Annotated in this window: 20 protein-coding genes; 16 read left to right on the top strand and 4 right to left on the bottom strand. The window is 52.4% G+C overall.

What is annotated here, in order from left to right; all coding sequences use genetic code 11:
- Window positions 1-8: 8 nt before the first annotated feature.
- The 4 genes from F456_RS0100795 (at window position 9) to F456_RS0100780 (ending at window position 5,738) form a co-directional block, all read left to right on the top strand.
- On the top strand, window positions 9-443 hold the full coding sequence (locus F456_RS0100795; RefSeq protein ID WP_018975093.1) for a GNAT family N-acetyltransferase: 435 nt from the start codon (window positions 9-11) through the stop codon (window positions 441-443).
- 56 nt (window positions 444-499) lie between these two features.
- Window positions 500-1,825: a 5'-deoxyadenosine deaminase gene (locus F456_RS0100790; RefSeq protein ID WP_018975092.1), complete on the top strand. Its 1,326-nt coding sequence runs from the start codon at window positions 500-502 to the stop codon at window positions 1,823-1,825.
- A 293-nt stretch (window positions 1,826-2,118) separates the two neighbouring features.
- A complete protein-coding gene (locus tag F456_RS0100785; RefSeq protein ID WP_018975091.1) occupies window positions 2,119-2,604 on the top strand; it encodes a MarR family winged helix-turn-helix transcriptional regulator in 486 nt (161 codons plus the stop codon).
- A complete protein-coding gene (locus F456_RS0100780; RefSeq protein WP_018975090.1) occupies window positions 2,601-5,738 on the top strand; it encodes an MMPL family transporter in 3,138 nt (1,045 codons plus the stop codon). The genes F456_RS0100785 and F456_RS0100780 overlap by 4 nt, the downstream gene beginning before the upstream one ends.
- 480 nt (window positions 5,739-6,218) lie before the next feature.
- On the opposite strand, the gene F456_RS0100775 is transcribed toward F456_RS0100780, so the two are convergent.
- A complete protein-coding gene (locus tag F456_RS0100775) occupies window positions 6,219-8,306 on the bottom strand; it encodes an elongation factor G (protein ID WP_018975089.1) in 2,088 nt (695 codons plus the stop codon).
- Between the two features lie 248 nt (window positions 8,307-8,554).
- Window positions 8,555-8,983, bottom strand: coding sequence for a hypothetical protein (locus tag F456_RS0100770; protein WP_018975088.1), 429 nt, complete (start codon window positions 8,981-8,983; stop codon window positions 8,555-8,557).
- A 227-nt stretch (window positions 8,984-9,210) separates the two neighbouring features.
- Here F456_RS0100770 and F456_RS0100765 point away from each other — a divergent pair, with 227 nt between their 5' ends.
- Window positions 9,211-10,878, top strand: coding sequence for a glycoside hydrolase family 13 protein (locus F456_RS0100765; RefSeq protein ID WP_018975087.1), 1,668 nt, complete (start codon window positions 9,211-9,213; stop codon window positions 10,876-10,878).
- A gap of 156 nt (window positions 10,879-11,034) precedes the next feature.
- Window positions 11,035-11,865, top strand: a complete 831-nt coding sequence (locus F456_RS0100760) for a Yip1 family protein (protein ID WP_018975086.1) — start codon at window positions 11,035-11,037, stop codon at window positions 11,863-11,865.
- Between the two features lie 212 nt (window positions 11,866-12,077).
- On the opposite strand, the gene F456_RS0100755 is transcribed toward F456_RS0100760, so the two are convergent.
- Window positions 12,078-14,105 (bottom strand): beta-galactosidase, encoded by a 2,028-nt coding sequence (locus F456_RS0100755; protein ID WP_018975085.1) that lies wholly within the window; start codon window positions 14,103-14,105, stop codon window positions 12,078-12,080.
- A 122-nt stretch (window positions 14,106-14,227) separates the two neighbouring features.
- Between F456_RS0100755 and F456_RS0100750 the strand changes: the two genes are divergently transcribed.
- The 6 genes from F456_RS0100750 to F456_RS0100725 all read left to right on the top strand — a co-directional run bounded on the left by F456_RS0100750 (window position 14,228) and on the right by F456_RS0100725 (window position 19,552).
- Window positions 14,228-15,055, top strand: a complete 828-nt coding sequence (locus tag F456_RS0100750) for an AraC family transcriptional regulator (protein ID WP_018975084.1) — start codon at window positions 14,228-14,230, stop codon at window positions 15,053-15,055.
- Window positions 15,056-15,173: 118 nt separating this feature from the next.
- A complete protein-coding gene (locus tag F456_RS0100745) occupies window positions 15,174-15,842 on the top strand; it encodes an SGNH/GDSL hydrolase family protein (protein ID WP_018975083.1) in 669 nt (222 codons plus the stop codon).
- Window positions 15,843-16,051: 209 nt separating this feature from the next.
- Complete coding sequence (locus F456_RS0100740) at window positions 16,052-16,954, top strand: SMP-30/gluconolactonase/LRE family protein (protein ID WP_018975082.1); 903 nt, start codon at window positions 16,052-16,054, stop codon at window positions 16,952-16,954.
- A 363-nt stretch (window positions 16,955-17,317) separates the two neighbouring features.
- Window positions 17,318-17,917: a 16S rRNA (guanine(966)-N(2))-methyltransferase RsmD gene (gene rsmD, locus F456_RS0100735; protein ID WP_018975081.1), complete on the top strand. Its 600-nt coding sequence runs from the start codon at window positions 17,318-17,320 to the stop codon at window positions 17,915-17,917.
- Window positions 17,917-18,420, top strand: coding sequence for a pantetheine-phosphate adenylyltransferase (gene coaD / locus F456_RS0100730; RefSeq protein ID WP_018975080.1), 504 nt, complete (start codon window positions 17,917-17,919; stop codon window positions 18,418-18,420). The genes rsmD and coaD overlap by 1 nt, the downstream gene beginning before the upstream one ends.
- A gap of 103 nt (window positions 18,421-18,523) precedes the next feature.
- Window positions 18,524-19,552, top strand: a complete 1,029-nt coding sequence (locus F456_RS0100725; protein ID WP_018975079.1) for a YlbL family protein — start codon at window positions 18,524-18,526, stop codon at window positions 19,550-19,552.
- A 48-nt stretch (window positions 19,553-19,600) separates the two neighbouring features.
- Here F456_RS0100725 and F456_RS0100720 read toward each other — a convergent pair whose 3' ends face one another.
- Window positions 19,601-20,845, bottom strand: a complete 1,245-nt coding sequence (locus F456_RS0100720) for a nucleotidyltransferase (RefSeq protein ID WP_018975078.1) — start codon at window positions 20,843-20,845, stop codon at window positions 19,601-19,603.
- A 303-nt stretch (window positions 20,846-21,148) separates the two neighbouring features.
- Here F456_RS0100720 and F456_RS0100715 point away from each other — a divergent pair, with 303 nt between their 5' ends.
- The 4 genes from F456_RS0100715 (at window position 21,149) to plsX (ending at window position 24,174) form a co-directional block, all read left to right on the top strand.
- The gene (locus tag F456_RS0100715) at window positions 21,149-21,658 is read left to right on the top strand and encodes a YceD family protein (protein ID WP_018975077.1); all 510 of its coding nucleotides are present in this window, start codon (window positions 21,149-21,151) and stop codon (window positions 21,656-21,658) included.
- A gap of 154 nt (window positions 21,659-21,812) precedes the next feature.
- Window positions 21,813-21,986: a 50S ribosomal protein L32 gene (gene rpmF, locus F456_RS0100710; protein WP_018975076.1), complete on the top strand. Its 174-nt coding sequence runs from the start codon at window positions 21,813-21,815 to the stop codon at window positions 21,984-21,986.
- A gap of 500 nt (window positions 21,987-22,486) precedes the next feature.
- Window positions 22,487-23,059, top strand: coding sequence for a transcription factor FapR (fapR, locus tag F456_RS0100705; RefSeq protein ID WP_026293563.1), 573 nt, complete (start codon window positions 22,487-22,489; stop codon window positions 23,057-23,059).
- A gap of 101 nt (window positions 23,060-23,160) precedes the next feature.
- On the top strand, window positions 23,161-24,174 hold the full coding sequence (gene plsX, locus F456_RS0100700) for a phosphate acyltransferase PlsX (protein WP_018975074.1): 1,014 nt from the start codon (window positions 23,161-23,163) through the stop codon (window positions 24,172-24,174).
- Window positions 24,175-24,178: the final 4 nt, after the last annotated feature.

Genomic DNA, 24,178 nt, shown 5'->3' with positions numbered 1-24,178 from the left:
AGGAAAACATGCTGCAATCCGTTAAAGACCAAGTACGTGAACCAAATATTGCCGGCCTTCTTGAACTGGCCGTGTTTCCCGATCCCGAACATGTAGAACAGGCAATCAAATTTTACGAAGAGAACGATGAAGCTCAACTGCTGACATATGTCGAAGAAGGAGAGAACCTGGGGATCATCGGTTATCGCTCCAGCGGAGAACGGGAAATTACGATTACTCATCTTGCTGTGGAACCGGAGAGCCGGGGGCTCGGCTACGGTCGGGGTATGATTCTTGAGCTGATGGTAAGGGAAAAACCGGAACGCGTCATCGCGGAAACGGACGAAGAAGCGATCGACTTTTATCGGAGCGTCGGGTTTGCCGTCATTGGACTCGGCATCAGTTCGTCGGGACTTGAACGATTCCGCTGTGTATACGACGTGGAGGAAGACGAAGAAGAGTAAGAATAAGGTTGCTGTAAGGCTGTTGAAAGAAAGGCGTGGAAGGCGGAGGATCGGATATGGGAACACTGTTGATTCAAGGCGCTCAAATCGTCACGATGAACGACAAACAGAACGTATTTACCGGAGACCTGCTGATAAAAGACGATCGTATCGTCGGAATTGGCGAAGACTTGTCGAGTGAAGGAGCAGACCGGGTGATCGATGCGCGGGGCAAAGTGCTGCTGCCCGGATTTATTCAGACGCATGTTCATTTGTGTCAGACTCTGTTTCGCGGCCGGGCCGATGACCTGGAACTGCTTGACTGGCTGCAGCAGCGGATATGGCCTCTTGAAGCGGCACATGATGAGGAATCGATCTACTATTCGGCGATGTTGGGCATCGGCGAACTGATCTCCAGCGGTACGACCACTCTGCTTGATATGGAGACGGTGCACCATACTGATTCGGCGTTTCACGCGATAGCGGAGACCGGCATTCGGGCTGTATCCGGCAAAGTCATGATGGATCACGGCATTGAAGTTCCGGCGCCTCTGCAGGAGAAAACAGAACGTTCCTTGGAGGAAAGCGTGCGTCTGCTTGAGAAGTGGAACGGTTATGATAGCGGCCGTATCCAGTATGCGTTCTGTCCGCGATTTGTCGTTTCCTGCACCGAAGAGCTGCTGATTGGGGTCCGCGATCTGTCTGAGCAGTACCAAGTTCGGGTTCATACGCATGCTTCGGAAAACCGGGGAGAGATCGAGGTTGTGGAGCGAGAACGCGGCATGCGCAATATCGTGTATCTCGATCATATCGGTTTGGCCAAGCCCAACCTGATTCTCGCTCATTGCATCTGGCTGGATGAGCAGGAAAAGACCATTATCCGCGAGAGAGGCGTCAAGATGACGCACTGCCCGGGTTCCAATCTAAAGCTGGCTTCAGGTATCGCGGAAGTTCCCGATATGCTGAGTCGCCATGTGCCGGTCGGACTGGGAGCGGACGGCGCACCATGCAATAACAACTTGGATATGTTTCAGGAGATGCGGCTGGCCGCACTGATCCAGAAGCCGATACATGGCCCTACAGCGATGGATGCTCGAACGGTACTGCGTATGGCGACAATGGGCGGCGCGGAAGTACTCGGCATGGAAGAAGAAATCGGCAGCCTGGAAGTTGGCAAAAAAGCGGATCTGGTCCTGCTTGATCTGTATGATTTTCATACGTTCCCTTCTCATGAGGTTGACGTCTATTCCCGAATTGTATATTCCGCAACGCGAGGGAATGTCGATACAGTCATTATTGATGGCAAAATTGTGATGGAAAATCGCGTTGTCCGTACGCTTGATCGCAATATTGTACTGAGGGAAGCGGATCGTTCAATTGCGCGTCTTGTCAAACGTGTTTGAACGTACGAACAAAGCATCAATGTCCAGTTCAGTCCGATAATTCGAAAAAATTTCAGCACGCTATTTCTAATCTCAGTAAAATTTCTTCGTTTGCATAACATCAACAGACTAAGCCTTTTCCTATACGGATTGGGCTTTTTGTGCGTCTGATTTGCAGTTTGACGAAATGTCTGCAGGTTGACAGCTGTAGGAAAAAACTTTATAGTTTCATTGGTGAATAGTTTCATTGGTGAATCATTCGATTATAGAACCATTCGATTGTAGAATCATTTTATGAAAGGGGCGAGTAAAAGATGGAGGAACCGAAAGGCATGCCCAATCCTGTTACAGAAAATGCCAAGCAGCTGATCGATCGCTTTCTGGGATCTTGGATAGCAATTGAACGAGAATTCGGTGCTTTGGTACGCAGTCAGATGCAGGAAGATATGACAAGTGATCAATATTATCTGCTGCAGACGATCATTCAACGGGGTCCCTGCACGTCTTCCGAGCTGGCCGAAGCGTTCAAAGTGGTCAAAAGTTCGATTACGGCGATCGTGACACGTTTGGTCGATCGCGGACTTATCGAACGAACCCGGAGCGAGCAGGATCGCCGTGAAGTGTATTTGACGCTGACCGAACGGGGACGGGACATGGCTGTTCAGGCCGAGCAGCGAATCACCGAGTCGTTCGCAAAATATTTGGAGCATTTTGAAGAGAAGGAAGTCGAGACCGTTCTGGCCGCATTCGACAAACTTGCGATGCTGGTCAAAGAAGATGGAGGCAGTGAGAAAAAATGAGAACGATACTGAAAGCCAGATGGCTGGTATTAGTACTCTGGCTGGCGGCGGCAGTAGGATTGTTTCTGACTGCGCCGTCCATGTCGGATCTGGTGCGTGAAAAGGGCGGTTTTTCCGTACCTGATGGATACACATCGACAGACGCTTCACGAATTTTGAATGAAATGGCCGCTCAGGAAGGCGGATCGCAAGGTACGACCATTGCGCTCGTCTTCCACAATCCCGACGGATTGAGTGCCGAAGAGAAAGAGCAGGCGGAACAAGCTGTTCAAGCGCTTGATCAAAATAAAGAGAGCCTGCATATTACGTCGATTCTCAGCCCGTTCGAACAGAGCGAACTGGAAAGCCAGATGGTTTCGGAAAACGGGCAGACTATTCTTGTCTCATTGAGCGCCGAAATTCCTGAAGGCGAAGTGACCACAGTCCAGAACAGCATCGAGCAGACACTTGATGCTTATCAGGTGGAGCACTATCTGACCGGTGAATCGCTGATCGGCGAGGATACGGTGCGCAGTTCCGAAGAAGGGTTGAAGAAGTCGGAATATATTACGGTCGTCTTCATCCTGCTGATTCTGATTCTCGTATTCCGTTCGATCGTAGCGCCATTGATTCCGCTGCTGACCGTCGGAATCAGTTATATCGTCTCGCAAAGTATTGTGGCTTTCCTTGTAGATCGCTTCGACTTCCCGCTGTCGAACTTCACGCAGATCTTTATGGTTGCGGTCATGTTCGGGATCGGAACGGATTATTGCATTCTGTTGATCAGCCGCTACAAGGAAGAGATTGGACGTCACGAAAGCAAGTGGGACGCGATCATCGAAACTTACCGGACAGCGGGTCGTACAGTAATCGTATCCGGTATTGCGGTATTGGTTGGCTTTGCAGCAATCGGCTTCTCGCAATTCATGCTGTATCGTTCGGCAGTAGCCGTTGCTGTCGGCATTGCAGTGATGCTGCTTGCGATGGTCACGATCGTACCGTTCTTCATGGCGGTATTGGGTCAGAAAATGTTCTGGCCTTCACGTAAAGCGATCGGACACAGCGAAAACAAGCTGTGGGGCTGGGCCGGCAATTTCTCGCTCAAACGTCCTTGGGCTGCCATGCTGATTGTATTGGCCGTAACGCTGCCGTTTCTGCTGACTTCAAGCGGAAAGCTGTCGTTTAACAGCCTGGAAGAGATTCCGCCGAATTATAAATCGGTACAAGGATTCAATATTATCTCGGACAGCTTTGGCGCCGGTCAGGCCATGCCTGCCAAAATCGTGATCAAAAACGATGAAACGATGGACAATGCGGAATACGTTTCGCTGGCGGAACGGATCAGCCGCGAAGTTAGCAAGGTGGCCGGTGTCGATACGGTACGAAGCGCCAGTCGTCCGACTGGCGAAGAAATTCAGGACTTCAGTGTAGCGGATCAGGCCGGAACATTGAAGGAAGGGCTTGGCGAGGCTGGAGAAGGATTGACTCAGATTCAGGACGGACTCGCCGAAGCCAGCCAGCAGTTGAGCGACAATGCGCCGCAGATTCAAGAAGCGGCTTCCGGAGCTGATCAGCTTGTCAGCGGCACGGAAGAGCTTAAGACAGGAATCGGACAGCTCGGAGAGGGCCTCTCACAGATTGAAGAAGGCATTCGTTCCGGAGCTGTCGGTGCAGGCGAACTGCAGGCAGGTCTTCAGCAGATGAAAGCCAGCGCTCAGCAGCTTGCCGACGCCCATGCACAGCTGCTGGCGGGTTATCAGCAGGTTGGCACAGGACTCGGCGCCCTGAACGGCGGAATGTCCCAATTGGGCGATCAACTGACCGCGCTGTCAGGTGCGCTAAGCAGCGTACAGGGAAGATTCGGCAGTCTGGAAAGCAAATTCCCGGCACTGCTGCAGGATGAAGATTACTTGACGATTCGCGGCACGGTCACTCAGACTGGGCAAGGCGCTGCTGCTCTTGCGGATGCTTTCGGCCAGGTGCAGGGACAAGTATCCCAAGTTGCCGCCGGTATCGGTCAAGCCAATCAGGGTTATGCTCAGGCACTGGACGGTCAGAATCAGCTGACAGGCGGTTTTGATCAGTTGATTGCAGGCATTGACCAACTGCAAAGTGGCCTGAATCAAGCGGCGGACGGCCAAGGTCAGATTGTCGGCGAAGTGCCGTCTATTACCGAAGGCTTGGATCAGCTGCAGGACGGTCAGCAGCAGCTGGGCCAAGGATTCAGCGACCTGTCGGATCAGCTCATGCAGCTGACGGACGGACTCGACCAGAGTGTCGACGGACTTAAACAGGTCGGAGACGGTCTGGGTTCGGCTGAGGATTATCTGGGGCAGCTGCAGAACAATTCCGATGCGGAACTTGGCGGATGGTTCATTCCACAGGAGGCGCTCGAGAACGAAGACTTCCAGCAGGTGTTCGATAATTATATGTCGAACGACCGAAAGATCATGACGCTCGACGTTGTATTGTCGGACAATCCGTACAGTACGGAAGCGCTCGCCAATATCGACGATATCCGTGCAGCCGTTGACCGCGCGACACAGGACACGGCGCTGGAACAAGCCGATGTGGCAATCAGCGGCGTAACGAGCACGTTCGCTGATCTACAGACGGTATCCAACTCAGACTACAGTCGTACGGTATATCTCATGATGGGCGGCATTCTGATCATTCTGATCCTGCTGCTGCGCTCCATCGTAATGCCGCTGTACTTGATGCTGTCGCTGTTTGTGACCTACTACGCGGCTATGGGCGTAACGGAAGCGATCTTTGTGGATCTGCTTGGATACTCGGGTATTACGTGGACCACACCGTTCTTTGGTTTCGTTATGCTCATCGCGCTCGGTGTCGATTACAGCATCTTCCTGATGGATCGCTTCAATGAACATCGGGATATGGATCCCAAAGACGCTATCGTGCATGCGATGCGCAATATGGGAACCGTCATTCTGTCGGCTGTGCTGATTCTCAGCGGGACTTTCGCTTCCATGATTCCGTCGGGCGTATTGTCGATGATGCAGATCGCGACTGTCGTTCTGTCGGGACTCGCGATCTATGCGCTGTTCATGCTTCCGTTCTTCGTTCCTGTTATGGTGAAGACGTTTGGGAAAGCGAATTGGTGGCCGTTTGGGATGAGGGAGGAGAAGGAGTAAGGTTAGGTTGGAGGGGCGCTTCGGAGGCGCTCTGGAGCTGCAGGGCCTTCAATCGCTGTTTCAATTGGATTCCCTCGATTAGATGAGAGCAGGGGGAATCCAATTTCAAAGGCGACCACTTCGTTTTTCCGGCTCCTGCAGCTCCTCCGCTCACCGACCGCCGCTTCCATCAACCATTGAAGGACGCAGGTATTCCCTCATCCCTATTTGATGAGGGAGGAATAAAAAGAAGGACTGTTTCCCATGAACTAGGGAAACGGTCCTTCTTTCGATTTCAGGAAAAGAGGCGTGTGCTCTGCACAACGCGAAAAGGCTGAAGAGCAGGCGTGTGCTCTGCACAACGCGAAAAGGCTGAAGAGCAGGCGTGTGCTTAGCAGAACGCGGAAAGGCCGAAGAGCGGGCGTGTGCTCTGCACAACGCGGAAAGCTGAAAGGCGGGCGTGTACGCTGCACAACGCGGAAACCTCTCCCGTAGGGAGGGTCACAGAGCGCTTCGTGCGCTCAGAATATATTTGGCTTCATCTAGCGGATTGATGCCGGTGCGAGGGCGGGATGCTTCGGTACCTTCCGGGGCATCTTGATAGCCTTCGAAGGAAGCGGTCATCATGCCTTTACCGCCGCTAAAAGAACGCAGTTCGGCAGAGTAGTCCATCGAAGTGGCGGCGGGGACAGTGCCTTGGATAACAAAGCGGCCGCTTTCTATAGAAGGCGAAGAGAATTCGGCGCGCATACGGGATAAATCGCTCATGACGCGGCCTGCGTGTTCTTCGGGTACGGAAATACGAAACCGCAGCACGGGCTCCAGCAGTTTGGTTCCTCCGGTAGCCAATCCGTTCATGATGCCCATGGGTGTAGCGATGACAAAATCGAGTGGATGGGTATGCCAGACATGATGCTGTCCGTAGGTCAGAGTGACAACAAGATCGGTCACTTCCCAGCCGTAAAGTCCCTGCTTCAGTGCTTCGGGAACACGGCGTTCGACTTCATTTTGGTAAGCCGGCAGGATATCGTCGGCTCGAGCCAATGAACGGTATACAAGTCCGCTGCCGCGCTCACCCGGTTCGATTTTGAAATGCAGGATCGCCCAGCAGGGCTTAGGTGCAAGGTAAGCAACCCGGCCTTCGCACACTTGAGCAGGCGTTTCTTTGTAGATGACGGATGGAGGACCGAATTCAACGTTCAGACCGAAACGGGATTGCAGGATACTGGCCAACACTTCAAGCTGGATCGCACCCATCATGCGAACATGAAGTTCGCGCTGCTCCGGCAGCCAAGCCAGATCAAGCAAAGGATCTTCGTCGGTCAGTTCCTGCAGTGCTTCGGCAGTACGGGTGTAATCAGCCTCGCTCTCGGGAAGGACTCGCGCCGTCAGCAGCGGGACAGCCATTTCCGGCGTTTTCGGCACGAGAGACGCATCGCCGATGATGTCGCCGATCGCGGCGTCCGGCAGTCCATAGACGGCGGCGATGTCACCGGGCCCAATCTCGCCGGCATCCACTTTTTTAAGGCCGTCGAGCATACGGATTTGTGTAATCTTGCTCTCATTTTCGTGGCCGTCAAGCCGGACAATGTCGCGATTGCGCAGGAAACCACCGTACAGACGAATCCAGGCGGCGCGTCCCATCGAACGTTCACGCTCAACCTTGAATACGATCCCAGCAAGATCCGGTTTGGGCGGTGCGGCGGGGAGGAACGTCAGCACAGCGTCAAGCAGTTCTTCGATACCTAATCCTTTTTGCGAGCAGCCGCAGCAGATCGGATAGAGATGTCCTGCCGCCGTATGCCGGATTAGCAGCTGATTCGTCTCTCTGTCATCCGGAATATCGCCTTCGATATATCGAAGCAGCAGCTCTTCGTCGAATTCGGCCATTTTTTCGGCAGCCGCCGAACGAAAATTTCTTTTTTTCGCTTCAAAAGAAAAGGGCAAGGAAGATGCGTCAGAAGATGATAAACCAGGAGCTGATGAAGCGGAAGAAGTTCCCCCAAGTTCCTTCTCGGAATCCCCACTGTGCAGGGAGGCAGTATCGGCTGGCTTCTGCCAAAGTTCATGCAAGTCGGTAAATAGGCCGTCCTCCGTATAAACGGGATGCTGTACAGGAAGAACCGCAGACGACAGCAATCGTTCGATATCCTCCAGCGTCCGCTCAAATGAAGCACCGATTCGGTCAAGCTTATTAATATAGATGAGCGTAGGGATATTCATCAGTCGGAGCGCCTGCCACAACACTTCGGTCTGGGCCTGAACGCCTTCTGCGGCAGAGATGATTAATACTGCGCCGTCCATTACGCCAAGCGAACGTTCCACTTCAGCGAGAAAGTCGGCATGACCCGGTGTATCGACAAGATTGATCTTATGTCCTTTCCAGGTCAGAGAGGCTGAAGTCGCTTTAACGGAAATGCCCCGTTCTCTTTCCACGTCGAGAGAGTCGGTAGAGGTGGTGCCCGCATCAACGCTGCCAAGTGCACGTATGCTTCCACTGCGGTACAGCATATGTTCAGTAGTTGTCGTTTTACCGGCATCAATATGGGCGAATATGCCGATATTTCGTACGGATTGAGAGTCATTCAACGTAATATCCGCCTCGATTCTGTAAGAAGTAAATAAAGCGATTTCAATTTTCGTTTTTTTGATACTTCGATACCTTGTATGCTATAGGTTTGGTACACAATCACGAATTCGGAATATCAATGAGCAGGTTTCTTGATTATATCATGACCTAGGAAGACAGCTGAAGACAAACGTAAAAAGGCGCCGCTTCACGCCGGAAAATCCAGCTTGAAACGACGCATATGTATGGTTTACGGGCTTACGAATTTCTACTTTTGGGATTTGATCTTGTACGTAAATTCCCAGACAGCCTGGTGGCCCGAATAACGTCCGCGATTTTCAGTAACGATAACTTTTATTTTGACCGTAGTTCCGGAAGAGGAAACAGAAGAGGTCTTGATCGTTTTGTTCGCTTTACCGATATCCGGAATTTTGTCCTGCTCTTCGGCGTAAGCATATAACTTGATGTTTCCCGAAGAAACTTTAACACTGGAACCTTCTCTTACGTTTTTGCCGTTGACCGATCCTTCGGTGTACCAATCGCTGCCGACATGGCTGTTCGATACCAGACGTGCGCTTTGGAAAGTGACGACGTATGTACCCGCGGCAGCTGCCTTTTCAGGTACGTACAAACCGCCCAACACAAGTGTCAGCGCAATCAGCAGGATTCCCGATGCTTTCGTAAACATCCTGTTCATTTCTTTAATCCCCTTTTTTGTTAAATTAATGGAACGCATTTATTGTATATAGAAAACGTTTTCTTGTATAGGGACTTTTATGGAAAATTTGCTCAACATCAATTTTTTTAAGTTATCATTTCTACCGCTCAAGCTGGCGTTTTCTGGGTAAATGGGGTAAGACAGGGCTTGCTCGCCAGTAAGGTGGGAAAACGCTACAAGCGAACAGTGGGGAGGAATGGATAGGTATGGAACGTACTTTTTGGAAAGAAGCGGTTGTGTATCAAATTTATCCGCGCAGCTTCATGGACAGCGACGGAGACGGTGTAGGCGATCTGCGGGGCATTATTATGAAACTGGATTATTTGAAGGAGCTTGGCATAGATGTGGTCTGGCTATCGCCGGTGTACAAATCGCCGAATGACGACAATGGATACGATATCAGCGACTATGAAGACATTATGGATGAATTTGGCACGATGGCGGATTGGGAAGAGCTGCTGGCGGGTCTGCATCAACGCGGAATTAAGCTGATGATGGATCTGGTTGTTAACCATACGTCGGATGAGCATGCCTGGTTTGTGGAATCGGTCCGGAATCCGGATAGCGAATACGGCGATTATTATGTATGGCGCGATGCTGCACCCGATGGCAGTCTGCCGAATAACTGGGAATCTTTTTTCAGTGGACCGGTCTGGGAATACAGTGAGGAACGCGGCCAATATTATCTGCATCTGTTCTCGAAAAAGCAGCCGGATCTCAACTGGGAGAATGAAAAGGTACGTCATGCCGTATACGATATGATGAAGTTTTGGCTGGATAAAGGGGTAGACGGCTTCCGCATGGATGTCATTAATCTGATTTCCAAAGTGGAAGGGCTGCCTTCGAACGGAAACGCTCCGATCGCGGACGGCAGTATGTATTATACCGACGGACCTCGCATCCATGAATTTTTGCAGGAGATGAATCGGGAAGTACTGTCGAAGTATGACATTATGACTGTTGGCGAAATGCCGGGCGTAACAATCGAGGAAGCGAAAAAGTATACGGGCGAGGACCGCGGGGAGCTCCAAATGGTTTTCCAGTTCGAGCATATGCGTCTGGACGGCGGTCCGGGCGGCAAATGGGACATTGTGCCGTGGAAACTGCCGCAGTTCAAGGCTGTTATGCACAAATGGCAGATTGGACTGGCGGAAAAAGGTTGGAACAGCCTCTACCTGAACAATCATGATCAGCCGCGTATGGTGTCGAGATTCGGCAATGACGGCGAGTATCGCGTTCAGTCAGCCAAGCTGCTGGCAACACTGCTGCATACGCTCAAAGGAACGCCTTATGTATATCAGGGCGAAGAGCTTGGCATGACCAACGTCAAGTTTAAAATGATCGACGACTACAAGGATATCGAGAGTTTGAACATGTATCATGATCGCGTAACATATGGCGGTGCCGATCCGGGTACCGTGATGGCGGCGATTCAGACAAGAGGACGCGATAATGCCCGTACGCCGGTGCAGTGGGATGACAGCGATTATGCAGGCTTCACAACGGGAACGCCGTGGATCGGAGTAAATCCAAATTATGTAGAAATTAACGCCAAGCAGCAGCAGAGCGACCCGGATTCCGTCTTCCATTACTACAAAAAGCTGATCGCACTGCGCAAAGAAAATCCGATTATGACTTACGGCGATTATGAGCTGCTGCTGCCGGATCATGAGACGCTGTACATGTATACAAGAACGCTTGAACAAGAAACATGGCTGATCGTGCTCAATTTCTCTACGGAGAAGACAGCGCTTGAATGGCCGCCGAACCTATTGGGGAAAGAAGCCTCGCTTGTGATCGGTAACTACAGCGAAGAGGGTATGGATGAAAAGGAACTGCGACCTTATGAATCCCGGGTATACGCGATAAAGTAAGTTTACAGAGCTGAACAGATCCTACAGCTTACATGCGGAAGTTTGACAAAAAAGCAGGAATATGAAAAATCTTTTATAGCCCCAGCATATATACTTTAAACTAATATTGTATAATTAAGTTCCAAAATCATACAAAGAAACGGTGGGGCTGGAAGAATGTACGGACGTTACGGGAATAATGGAAATAGTGAAGACAGCGGTGAAAGGGGAGACTCCGGAAAAGGAAAGGATGGTCTATTTGGCCGGGAGAACTTTGATGAAAGCCCCGGAAGGAGAAAGGTAACCGACTATCCGGAACGTGAAGGTAGAGGCGGTATGAAAAATGGTCAACCTGCTCCGAGCGGTTTGTCGCCGTGGCTTCGTGTATGGATTCACCCGAGGCAGGTAACAAGGGATTTCCTTTATTCGTCGAATCCGCTGAAAAACGCACTCCTGTTAGCTTTGATTGCCGGTATTTTCAACGCGTTGAACAGTGCTTCCGGTAGAAACGCAGGCGACGATATGTCGGCAGGAGGAATCGCTGTCAGTGTGGTCATCAGCGGGATCGTGGGCGGATTGGCGACCTATTATATCGTATCATGGCTGCTTAGGTTGATCGGCGGCTGGCTGGGCGGAACAGGTTCGACCAAAGACATGCGGGTCGTAAGCGGCCGAATTTACGGCATGCTTGGCATTATGGTCGGATTGCTTTGGATTCCGGAACTGCTGATTGCAGGTATGGAAAACTTCACTTCCCTTACGCCGAATCTGGATGAAAGCGTCGGTCGAAGTATGCTGTATCTGGGCCTGATCATGCTGGAACTCGTGTTCGGAGTCTGGTCGTTCATTGCTATTCTGCATGCGACAGGTGAAGCTCATGGGTTCTCTGCCTGGAAATCGCTGCTTCTGTACGTCATTTTGTTCTTCGCCGTATTGATTGTTGCCTTCGTGCTCATTTTCGTCGTGCTGACTGTGTTTGGCGTTACGTTAGGCGTCTTCGGGATTTGATGCTGCCGCTTGAAGGAGACCGCCCGGCAGATCATAAAGCTGCGTAAAGGCGCGAAAAAGTGGCCAACAGCTCATACAAAGAAGTTCTGTGGAACTGAAAAAACGTCCGCGCATCGACAAACGATGCGCGGACGTTCATTATCTCCACCGTATTTGAATGGTACCCATCCGAAATACCGGGTTTCTCCGCATGATTGCGGAAGCTTCCGTCATTATTTTGCCGGACTCAAGATTTGCACGTCTCGTCCAGCGATCTTGGAGAATCCGCTTAAGGCATTGCCTGTTAACAGGTTAACGTAATCGCCGCTCAGCTCATAGGCCGACTCTTCGGCGTTATGGTTCATCACGAACAAGAACTCTTCGCCGTCTTTGACCCGTTTGGTGACTTCGACGCCTTCGGGGGTGTCCAGCAGCGGTTGAATCCCTTTGTCGGCGCAGAGCTGTTCCAGCAGGCCGTCCAGGAACGACTGCTCTGGATCGGAAGCGACATAGTAAGCTTGTCCTTCACCGAAAGTGTTACGGGTCAATACCGGCATGCCTTTGTAGAAGTCATCACCGTATTCGGCCAATGTCTCGGCACCTTCCGTATGCAGCAGATCGCACAGCATACCGCATTCGTACTCGCCTTTGAGGCTGCCGAATTCGCCGTTCACAACAATTTTGTTGCGCATATCCGGGAACAGCGCATCGATCTCTTCGACCCAGATGCCCAGTAGGTTCCGAAGTTCGCCGGGGTAACCGCCGGTCTTAACTAGATCGGACTCGTCGACGATCCCGCTGAAGAAGGTGGTCAAGAACGTGCCGCCGCCGTTCACAAAGCTTTCCAGCTTGTCGGCAAGGCCGGGCTTGACCATGTACAGTACTGGAGCGACAACAATATCGTATTTACTGAAGTCGGAATCGACGCTGACGATATCGACCGGAACATTGCGATCATAGAACGATTTGTAATATTTGTGGATCTGATCAACATAGTTCAGTGCAACAGTCGGTCCGCTGGACTTCTCGACAGCCCACCAGTTTTCCCAGTCGAACAGAATGCCGACTTTAGACGGAAGACGGGAGTCGAGCAGGCGATCGCCCAAGTCTCCGAGTTCGCGGCCAAGTTCCGATACTTCGCGGAAGACGCGGGTATTTTCATGACCGACGTGTTCGATCACGGCACCGTGATACTTTTCGCAGGCTCCGACCGAGCGGCGAAGCTGGAAGAACATGACTGTGTCTGCACCGTGTGCGACCGCCTGATAGCTCCACAAACGCATAACGCCAGGACGCTTGAGCGAGTTATAAGGCTGCCAGTTCTGTTGACTCGGCGTCTGTTCCATCAGCATGAACGGTTCGCCGTCCTTGAGTCCGCGCATAAGATCATGAGCCATTGCCGTGAAGCTGACCGGTGTTTGCAGACCCGGATAATTGTCCCAAGAAACAATATCCATTTCTTTCGCCCATTTGAAATAATCCAGCTGTTTGAAGAAGCCCATCAGATTGGTCGTGATCACAGCGTTCGGAATATGCTTTTTGATCACCGCGTGTTCCAGCTTGTAGCAGTCCAGCATACTGTCGGAATTGAACCGGGAATAATCGAGCGAGATTCCCTGGAATGTCGAGTTGTTGTCGCCCCAGTGCTCGCTTAAATTGTTCGGCAGAACGATCTCGTCCCAGTCGTAGAATGTATGTCCCCAGAAATTTGTATTCCAAGCGCGGTTCAATGTCTCAATCGTACCGTAGCGCTGCTTCAGCCACACGCGGAACGCTTTCTCGCAGTTCTCGCAGTAGCAGTCGCCGCCGTATTCATTGGATACGTGCCAGACGAGCACCGCCGGATGGTCTTTGTAACGCTCGGCCAGTTTCTCTGCAATCGCTTCCGAATATTTACGGTAGGTAGGACTGTTTGGGCAGGAATTGTGGCGTCCGCCGAATTTACGTTTGCGTCCGTCGGCATCCGTGCGCAGAATGTCCGGATAACGTTTCGCCATCCATGCAGGGTGCGCGGCTGTACTGGTCGCCAGACATACATAGGTGCCGTTCGCATGCAGACCGTCCAGCAGCTCATCGAGCCATTCGAAATTGTAAGTGACTTCATCGGGCTGATTCAGCGCCCAAGCGAATACGTTGATAGTTGCGATATCGATACCCGCCAGTTTGAACATGCGCAGGTCTTCGCGGTGGGTCGCTTCATCCCACTGCTCCGGGTTATAATCGCCACCGTAAAAAATTTTGGGAAGTTTGCTGCTAATCATTACAATCACCTCAACATATAAGAATAATTCTATTTTAATCTACTGAAAATTATTATAAAATATAATAAAAAGGGAACAGCGTATAAAAAAAGAGAAATATTCGATCTGAAGGGGATACGGCAATGAACAGCGCGCATAGACGATATTTCACAGAGCTCAAAGACCTGCCTCTGCCTCTCTACACGGAAAGTATCGGCTACAATCCCGATCAGGAAGTGGTCGCAAGGCCTGACGGGTACAACTGTTACCATTGGCTGCAAACGCTCGGCGGCAGAGGAGAGATTACGATGGGCGGAGCGAAGTATGTGCTGGATAAAGGGACAGGCATTCTGCTGCTGCCCGGTGAAGCTCACGAATACCGACCATTGGAGGAGCGATGGGAAACTTATTATATGACATTCGGGGGCGCACAGGCCGGAGCCATTCTTGGTACATTGGGGCTGCCGGTATCTTCGTACTACACTTGGGATGAAGGAGCGGAATTGAATGGTTTTGTACCTGCCTTACTGAACAGTATAGGCAGTGAGCGGGATTTGTCGGGTCTGAACATATCGGTAGAAGTGTACCGTTTCCTTACTCTGCTCAAAAAGGACGGCCGGGTCAATCGTATGCCATCGCTGTCGAATTCTGTCCGCCGGCTTACACCGGTGCTTGAATTTCTCGATCGTCATTACGCCGATTCGGACGTAGGGCTGGAGGACATGGCAAGACGTGCGGATATTACGCCCCGGCACCTCAATACCTTATTCAAACAGGCATTTGGGATGACTGCTTATGCTTACCTGATTCTTCTGCGGCTGCGCAAAGCCAAAGAAATGATGACGCTGCATCCCCGAATGACGATTAAAGAAGTATCGGGATTGGTCGGCTTTCGCGATGCCAGCCATTTCGTAGCAACATTCCGCAAGCAGGAAGGCGTTACGCCGGAACAGTTTCGGACGCTTCATTGATCCAGCTTATTGAAGCGGCAAAAAGCGAAAATTAAACAACAAAGGAATATGCCGGGCAGATCTCGAATTTCTGAATAGATCCCAATATCGAGCTGAATTTAAGGAGATGGAATAGAATATGAAATTGACTCAAAACGATAAGCTGCTGTTGATCGGCGACTCGGTCACCGATGCCGGACGGGATTATCCGGTCGGTTACAAAAACGGTCTCGGAAACGGTTACCCCGCTCTGGTCGACGCGCTGCTGCGTACCGGCTATCCGGAACTGAACCTGCTGGTGCTCAATACCGGTATCGGAGGCAATACGGTGCGTGATTTGAAAAAACGCTGGCAGAGCGATGTATTGGATTTAAAGCCGGATTGGCTGTCGATCATGATCGGCATCAACGATGTATGGCGTCAGTTTGATACGCCGGAAGCTGTCCAATCTTTCGTGACGTTGGAAGAATACGAAGCAACGCTGCGTGAGCTGCTTGATGCTGTACAGCCGGGGCTCAAAGGCTTGATCTTGGTGACACCTTACTATATGGCCGTACATGAAGATCCAATGCGCTCCTTGATGGATCGCTACGGTGCAGTCATTAAGCGTCTGGCCGGTGACTACGGCGCAGAGTTGGTCAATACCCAGGCGGCATTCGACCGAATGGGGCATCATATGATTCAATCTTCGCTGTCGAACGGGTGGGACCATGTGCATCCGAATACGGCTGGCCACATGTTAATCGCTCGCGGTTTGCTGAATGCGCTTGATTTCGAATGGGATCGGGGCTCACCAATAGGAAATTAACACTCCAGCCTTTAGCAGGGTCTTTGCTTCGCTGCAGGCCTAGGCCGCAAAAATACCAAGAGTGCCAAAGTTGCCAAAAGTGCCAAAAGTGCATGCAAAACTCCTTAAGAAAGTCATATACCGTCCAAATTGGGTAAAGATACGGCGAGAGCCGCGAGACTGCGGCCCGGAAAGCGATCATGAATTCATCATGCGGGAGGAGCAGCGATATGAGTGAACTGAAAGGCATCAAACCGGAGCCGGTCTCCGATTACCGGGCGACACTGGGCGAAGGTCCGGTCTGGCTTGAGGATAAGCGGATACTGATGTGGGTCGATATCGAAGGCAAGCAGCTTCGTTTCTACAATCCGGCGGACGGAAGCGAAGAGGTACATGAGCTGCCCGAAAGAGTAGGCGCAGCAGTTGGACATACGGACGGCAAGATCGTACTGGCTGCAGAAAAAGGGTTTGCTTTCTACGATCTGGACAGCCGTGAACATACGCCGATTCATGATCCGGAGAACCGTGAAGACAATCGCTTCAATGATGGGAAATGCGATGCGGCAGGACGCTTCTGGGCCGGTACAATGAGCCTGGTCGGCAAAGAGAAGCAGGGGGCTTTCTACTGTATGGACGGGGACATGTCCGTGCGGCATATTTTCGGCGAAGTATCCACATCCAACGGCTTGGGCTGGAGCCCCGACGGAACGGTGATGTATTATATCGATACAGGTACGGGAAAAGTTCAGGCTTTTGAGTTTGATGTAGAAAAAGGCGAACTGGGCGCAGAACGCACAGTCGTTTCTTTTGAAAACGAAGAAGGCTTCCCGGACGGCATGGCAGTAGACGCCGATGGCAATCTATGGATTGCGCACTACGGCGGCGGACGCGTCAGCAAATGGGATTCCACAGCCGGATTGAAGCTTGGTGAGATCATGCTGCCTGTCGACAACGTCACCTGCTGCACTTTTGGCGGAGAAGATTACGGCGATTTGTACATTACGACGGCGATTGACGGTTTGTCGGATGAGCAGAAGGCGCAGCAGCCGCTGGCCGGTGCGCTGTTCTGCTGCAGACCGGGACCTAAAGGGCAGCCAGCGCATGTATTTCGTCAGACGGCCGCAGCCAAGTAAAGCGGCGGAAATCAGCAGACTGAAAGTGAAAGGAGAAAGCCGGTGTTGACGAAACATGTCGCTCGGCTCCTGCAAGCCCAACAGTCGATCAGGTTTGATAAATCCATTATTCAACAAGATAACTCTGTGACAATAAGATAACTTTATGACCAATACGATAAGTCCGTATAGGTAAAAGACCGCGGCCGCAGCCTCCGAAAGGAGTGGAGCGGTCTTTTTATATCAGGATGAAGCAGAGAGTGACGGGAGCCCTGACGGGCTTCCCCACTAAAGTTCTTGCCGTTTTCCTCTCCGCCGGGTTGTGTTACGATAAGGAAAGCCGATAGGCAGGCACAGCATGAAAGAACGGGAGGACAACTTAGCGTGAGAGTAGTAGCGGGGGAAGCCAAGGGGAGACCCCTTAAAGCGGTACCGGGCAGCGGAACGCGTCCGACGACCGATAAAGTGAAAGAAGCGATATTCAGTATGATCGGCCCCTTCTTCGACGGAGGACAAGCGCTCGATCTGTTTGCCGGAACGGGCGGACTTGCGATCGAAGCGCTGAGCCGCGGAGCAGAGCGGGCGGTCTTGGTCGACACCGATACCAAAAGCATCGAAGTAATAAAGTCCAATCTTAAAGCAACACGATTCGAAAATCGGGCCGAAGTATACCGCAATGACGCGCAGCGTGCGCTCAAAGCGCTGACGAAGCGTGAGACAGCGTTCGATCTGGTCTTTCTGGATCCGCCTTACCGAATGAAGAACGGGGCGGAGCTGATGCTTCGTATGGAAGAAACCGGTCTGTTGAACGCGGGAGCAACTATCGTTCTGGAATACGAATCTTCATACGAGTATCCGGAAGCGTTCGGTTCATTTGTTCTGCAGCGTAAGGCCGTATACGGTGAGACTGCCGTTTCCATCTACGATTGGAATCCGGAAGAGGGCGAAGAAGACCCACCTACAGAGGAGGACTTGGACGCATAATGGAAAAGGAAAGCAGAATCGAACGTATTGCCGTATATCCGGGAAGCTTTGACCCGGTGACGCTCGGACACATGGACATTATCCGGCGCGCCGCGAGACAGTACGATCGTTTGATTGTGGCGGTTCTCAATAACCTGAGCAAAAAGCCAATGTTTACGGTTGAAGAACGGGCAGAACTGCTGCGGCAGGGAACGGCTGATATGCCGAACGTAGAAGTAGACGTATTCCGCGATCTGCTCGTCAACTATGTGGATCAAAAAAAGGCACAGGTCGTTGTACGGGGGGTTCGCTCGGTAACGGATTTTGAATACGAGCTGCAAATTGCCACGACGAACCGGAAGCTGAATGAAAATGTAGAAACCATTTTTATGATGACCAACCCATTGTACTCGTACCTAAGCTCCAGTGTGGTCAAAGAAATCGCGCAGTTCGACGGTGACGTGAGCGAACTAGTGACGCCCGAAGTTCAGGCGGCGCTAAAGTCGAAGTTGCACGGCAAATAAGATCGCACGACAGATAGCCCATAAAGTCTCGCCCGTAGGCGGCCTCTGCGAGTAGAGGCTGCCTACGGGCGCAAGTACAAGCAAGAGGAGATGAACGACCATTATGCTGCGTTCCACAATTCCGCGGATCCGGACTCTGGCTTATCTGCTCTGTCTCGCCCTGCTGGTGTACGTCGTCGTTTATATGCCGACTTCGTATACGATCGAGCGGCCCGGCAGCGCGGACGAAGTGAAACCGATGGTGCGCGTAGCGGAGGGAGAGATGGAAGAGCGGGGCTCATTCATGATGACAACCGTCTCCGTCACATACGCTAACCTGGCCCTGCTGGGACTCTCGCTGTTGGACGAAAATGCCGATATCGGCAAGCGTATCAAGGATCAAGACGATGACGAGTACCGGATCACGCAGCAGTATTATATGAACTCGTCGCAATCCTCGGCGATTGCGGCCGCTTATCGTGAAGCCGGAGTCAAATTCGGTATTGAGACGGAGTACGTTTTTATTACGACCGTGCCCGATCGTGACCCGCAGCAAAAAGAGTTTATCACCGGAGACAAAATCATTGCAGTGGAAGGCGAGAAAATCTTCACGTTGGAGGGACTGCGCAATTTGCTTGAAAGCCATTCCGTCGGCGATGTCGTGGAAGTATCGATAGAGCGGGCAGGACGGCCGATCGAACAACCCGTAAAACTGGTCGCTATTCTGAACGACGACGGCACGACCCGCCCAGGTTTCGGCGTTTCGACGGGCGAGGTGCTTCGCATCGATCCTGAGAATCCTTCCGATGAAGTCTATTTTACTCAAACTCAGGTAGGAGGCCCTTCGGCGGGATTGATGTTTACGCTGGAGATCTACAACCAGCTGACGCCCGGCGATCTGACCCGCGGTTACCGGATTGCAGGCACCGGAACGATCAAGTCCGACGGAACAGTGGGCGAAATCGGCGGCATTCAGCACAAAGTTGTAGCCGCTGAACGCAGAGGCGCCGACATCTTCTTTGTTCCCGAAGGGAATTTTGCGGTTGCAGAGAAAAAAATGAAAGAAACCGGAGGGTCAATGACGCTTGTTCCTGTGAAAACACTGCAAGATGCATTAGCGTATATCGATAAACTTCCTGTTAATTACGGTTAACCATTATACAAAAAAGAAGAGAATTTATAGATTTTCCCGGTCAGGGAATTAAAATTCAGTGACCGGCGGTGCATAATAGTCGGCATACATTTCCCGGACTTGAGGAGATGGAAAAGCCGAACCGTGAACGGCGGAAGCTTGGATGTCGAGCGTAAGCTGCGGATGGGAACAATCCGCGGCCCGGACGACAACCGGCAGTTTCGCCGTTTTTTTCATGTTTTTGAGCAGTTGGCGGCCTTTCGGCGAAAAGCCGAGCACGCGGAGATACTGCGGTCCGGAGGAGAGGCTTTCGCGGTCAAACATGGGACCGCGATGGTTCAGAAGCGCATGCGCCAGCAGCCGCTGAAGACGGGTGCGCGTATAGCGCTTGGTCTTGATCGCGGCGAGCAGCGCCTCTACGCCCGGTTCGGGCAGGCGCGGCAGCGCGGCCGCGATGCGGTGCTCTAAGCCCTCGGCGGCTTCCGGGACGAGGGCCAGCTCTTCCGGCGCGCGGGTGATGAGCGCGGCCAATAGAGGCTGCGCCAGCGCCTCCCAGCCGTCCGCCAGCATGCGGCCGGCCTGCGCTTCGCGGCGAAGCACGCGCAGCGAGGAGGGAGGCAGGTAAGGGGCGGCCTGTTCAAGGCCGTCCGCCCCGCGCGCGAGAGCCGCGCGCACTGCCGTCGCGCTGGCGATGGCTCCGCCGACGGGCAGGTCGGCATCATGGTAGCCGGCCTGCTCGCGCCGCACGGCGAGCGGCGTGATCCCGCTGGCGAGGCGGCGCAGCGCCAGCACGTAATGCAATCCGAGCGTATCGTTCGGATTGCCCAGCAGGGCGGCGGCCGCGGCGGAATGGCCGCCGTCCTGCCCAGAGGCCGCCTTCGCATAGGCGGCCGGGTAGCTCAGGCCCGCATTCAGGGCCTGACGCAGTGCTTCGCGCATGGCCGGCGATTCGCCGCCCTGCATGCGCGAAGCCAGCTCCTCCAGCGGCGCGATCTCGCCGCTCTCGCTGCCAAAGCACATGCTGTCCACGACTCCGGTCGCATCAAGCAGCGACACAGCGCCGAAAGCGAACCATTCCGCAGGCTGCAGAGCGTATAAAACGGGTAATTCCAGCACAAGATCTACGCCGGCAGCCAAAGCCATTTCGGCGCGGGCGCGCTTGGATAGCAGGGCGGGTTCGCCGCGCTGAGTAAATGGCCCGCTCATAACGGCGACCGAGGCTTCAGCGCCTGAAATTTCGAGCGAGCGCTTCAGGTGCAGCAGATGTCCGTTGTGAAACGGGTTGTATTCGACAATTAAACCGACTGTTTTCATGAAAGAACACGTCTCCTCTCTTAACAAGGAAGAAAATATATGGTAGAATAAACATTCGTCCGGTATTGCCGAGCTCGTTGAATTTTCAAACAGGCTGGTGATTCCGCGGAGGACAAGAGCGGATAACGGAATTCGCGCACACTTCTTCTAGCTTACACGCGTGAAGGCTTCGGCGAAAGGGTGAAACACTCTCTTAAGCCGCGCTGGGCGCCGAAAAGGGCGTAAATGAAAAATACTTGACTGACGGTTGACAAAACGGAAGTAAAGTCGATATAATAACTTTGTTTGTTTGGAGTGATGAATATGCGTCTGCATATGCGCAGAACGATTCAAAACGGCGAACCGGTTCGTTTGGACGGCAGTGTGCCGATTGAACGATCAATCGAAGGTCGCACGGATGTAATCTCCGCTGCTCCTTTCCATGCCGATCTGACGGCTTACCCGACGATGGATGGATTGGTAGAAGTACGCGGAACGCTTTCGGGACATTTGGATATGGTTTGCTCGCGCTGTTTGGAACCCGCCCACATTAAGCTTGATATTCCGTTCGATGAACGGTTTAAGGAGCGTGAAGAGGGCGAGGCCGATCTTGAAGATGATGAGGATATGATCCTCGCGAGTGTGGACGAAGTTCTGCTGACACCGTACTTGGAAGAGTATGTGACGCTGGGCGTGCCCAACTCTCCGCTCTGCAAGAAAGACTGCAAAGGTCTATGCCAGACATGTGGAACCAATCTGAACGAAACGGCCTGCGGATGCGACAATACGGTAATCGACCCCCGGCTTGCCGGACTCAAAGATTTCTTTAAGTAAGTGCTTGTCCCGAAATGAGCGATTATTACGAGAAACGGAGAACCATCCGGCTTTTTCGTTGCATTTCTTTGTTTTGGAATGAGCATGAGCGCACAGCGTTTCAGGCTAAATTCCGGCCTTCGGGCCGGTTGACTTGAATAAGGAGGTGTTAAACATGGCAGTACCTCAACGGAGAACGTCCAAGACACGCCGCGACAAGCGCCGCACGCATTTCAAGCTGGCGGTGCCGGGCATGGTGAAGTGCGAACAATGCGGAGAGCTGAAACTGGCTCACCACGTATGCAAAGTTTGCGGAACTTACAAATCCAGAGAAGTTATTTCCCAATAAGGAACTTATGAGAAGATGAGTGCCGCTTTTGAAGAACGAGTTCCCGTTATTTCGGCAGCTTGAACATCAATTTGGCGGGGCCTGTCGACTCGTAGTCTTTAAAGATTCTCAGGAACAGGCCGGCTAACCGGTCTGTAGAAAGCCTCGCCTTTGGCGGGGCTTTTTCTTATGGAATTTTTACTTTTTTAAACCTACCGAGCGTGTGATTCCTAGGGGTGTTTCTGCTGACCTCTTTCTTTTTTGAAAAGAATGCTTTATACTAGCGGTTAGTACCAGGTTCTAAAAAGTTTTTGCGCCGGTTATACATAATAAGCGCACTTGATTGCGCAGCCCGCGCGAAGTCTTTGATTCAAAGGGGAAGCGGCCCGGAGACGGGCGCGAATATCGGATCCGTACGTTGTTCGGCATGATGGGGGACAACGTACAAACAGCAAGCCTTAATCAGGCGGTTCAGGAACGGCCGGCGCCCTTGCGGACGTCGGCATAAGGAGGAGACCGGCATCGAACGTTTACCAAAACGTCAGCGCCAGCAGAGGCTCGTCGAACTGATCGACGAGAATCCGTTCGTAACCGACCGGGAACTGACCCGCCGTCTCAAAGTCAGCATTCAGACTATTCGTCTCGACCGGATGGAGCTCGGGATTCCTGAGCTCCGCGAGCGAATGAAGCTGATGGCGGAACGGTCGTACGATCAGGTGCGGTCGCTGGCTGCGGAAGAAGTCATCGGCGATATTATCGATCTTCAGCTTGACCGGAGCGGCATTTCGATTTTTGAAATTCGCGAGGAACATGTATTCAGCCGCACGCAGATTGCGCGCGGACATCATATTTTCGCCCAGGCCAATTCGTTGGCTGTTGCAGTCATCAACGATGAGATCGCACTTACCGCTTCTGCGGATCTGCGATTTGTCCGTCCGATCCATCTTGGCGAGAAGTGTATCGCCAAAGCGTATGTGCGGAGCAGTCCGGGCAAGGCGGGCAGAGCCAAAGTCGAAGTGCTGTCTTATGTCGGCGAAGAAATGGTCTTTCAAGGGAATTTCATTATTTACCGATCCGACGACAAGAGCCGGTAACCCGGTCACGAACGCGTTGACCGAGTGAAGTTCCGGGAATTCGGAAGCGTCAAACGAAAACCAAAACTAGAACGAGGTCAACGCACAGGGAGGATTCGGAAATGATTATTGCAATAGACGCCATGGGCGGGGATCATGCACCGGAAAGTGCGGCAGCGGGAGCACTTGCGGCGGCTGCCGAATGGAGCGACATCACCATCAAGCTCGTTGGCGACGAGGTCAAGCTCAAGCCGCTGATTGGCGAGGGCAGGCCAAATCTTGAAATTGTCCATGCAGGCGAAGTTATTTCTGGCGATGACGAGCCGGTCAAGGCTGTTCGCCGCAAGAAAGACGCTTCGATGGTTGTGGCCGGACGTATGGTCAAGGAAGGCGAAGCCGACGCCATGATCTCGGCGGGCAACACTGGTGCATTGATGACGGCTGGACTGCTTGTCGTCGGTCGAATGAACGGCGTGGAGCGTCCGGCATTGGCGCCAATGATTCCATCATTGGACGAGGATGGACGCGGTACGCTTGCACTTGATCTGGGCGCCAACATGGACGCCAAACCCGAGCATCTGGCGCAGTATGCGCTGATGGGCAGCCTCTACCGGGAAAAGGTACACGGTATCGAGCGTCCGCGAGTCGGCCTGCTGAATGTCGGAACGGAGCCGGGCAAAGGCAACGAACTGACGAAAGCGGCGTTTCCGCTGATTTCGGAACTGCCGGTAAATTTTGTCGGCAATGTCGAAGCCCGCGACATTCTGGACGGTGTCTGCGACGTTCTCGTCTGCGATGGCTTTGCCGGCAACATCATGCTTAAATCGCTTGAAGGAACAGCGGGGGCCGTATTCAAGCTGCTCAAGAAAGAACTAACTTCATCATTCAAGGCAAAGATCGGTGCTGCGCTTGTCATGCCCCAACTTCGCGGTCTCAAGTCGAAAATGGATTACAAGGAGCATGGCGGAGCGCCGCTGCTCGGACTTAACGGTCTTGTTATCAAAGCGCACGGATCCTCCGACGCCGAAGCGATCAAGAATGCGGTTCGGCAGACACGTACGGCATTGGAACATCATCTTGTCGAGAGTATTTCGGCAAGTATGGAAAGTGTGAATCAGCAAATCAGCGGGAAGTGAGTGA

It is taken from the genome of Saccharibacillus kuerlensis DSM 22868 (genome assembly GCF_000378145.1).
In the GTDB taxonomy this organism is placed as follows: Bacteria; Bacillota; Bacilli; order Paenibacillales; family Paenibacillaceae; genus Saccharibacillus; species Saccharibacillus kuerlensis.
The sequence above is the reverse complement of the archived record's forward strand: the minus strand, read 5'-3'. Positions and strand labels throughout refer to the sequence as shown.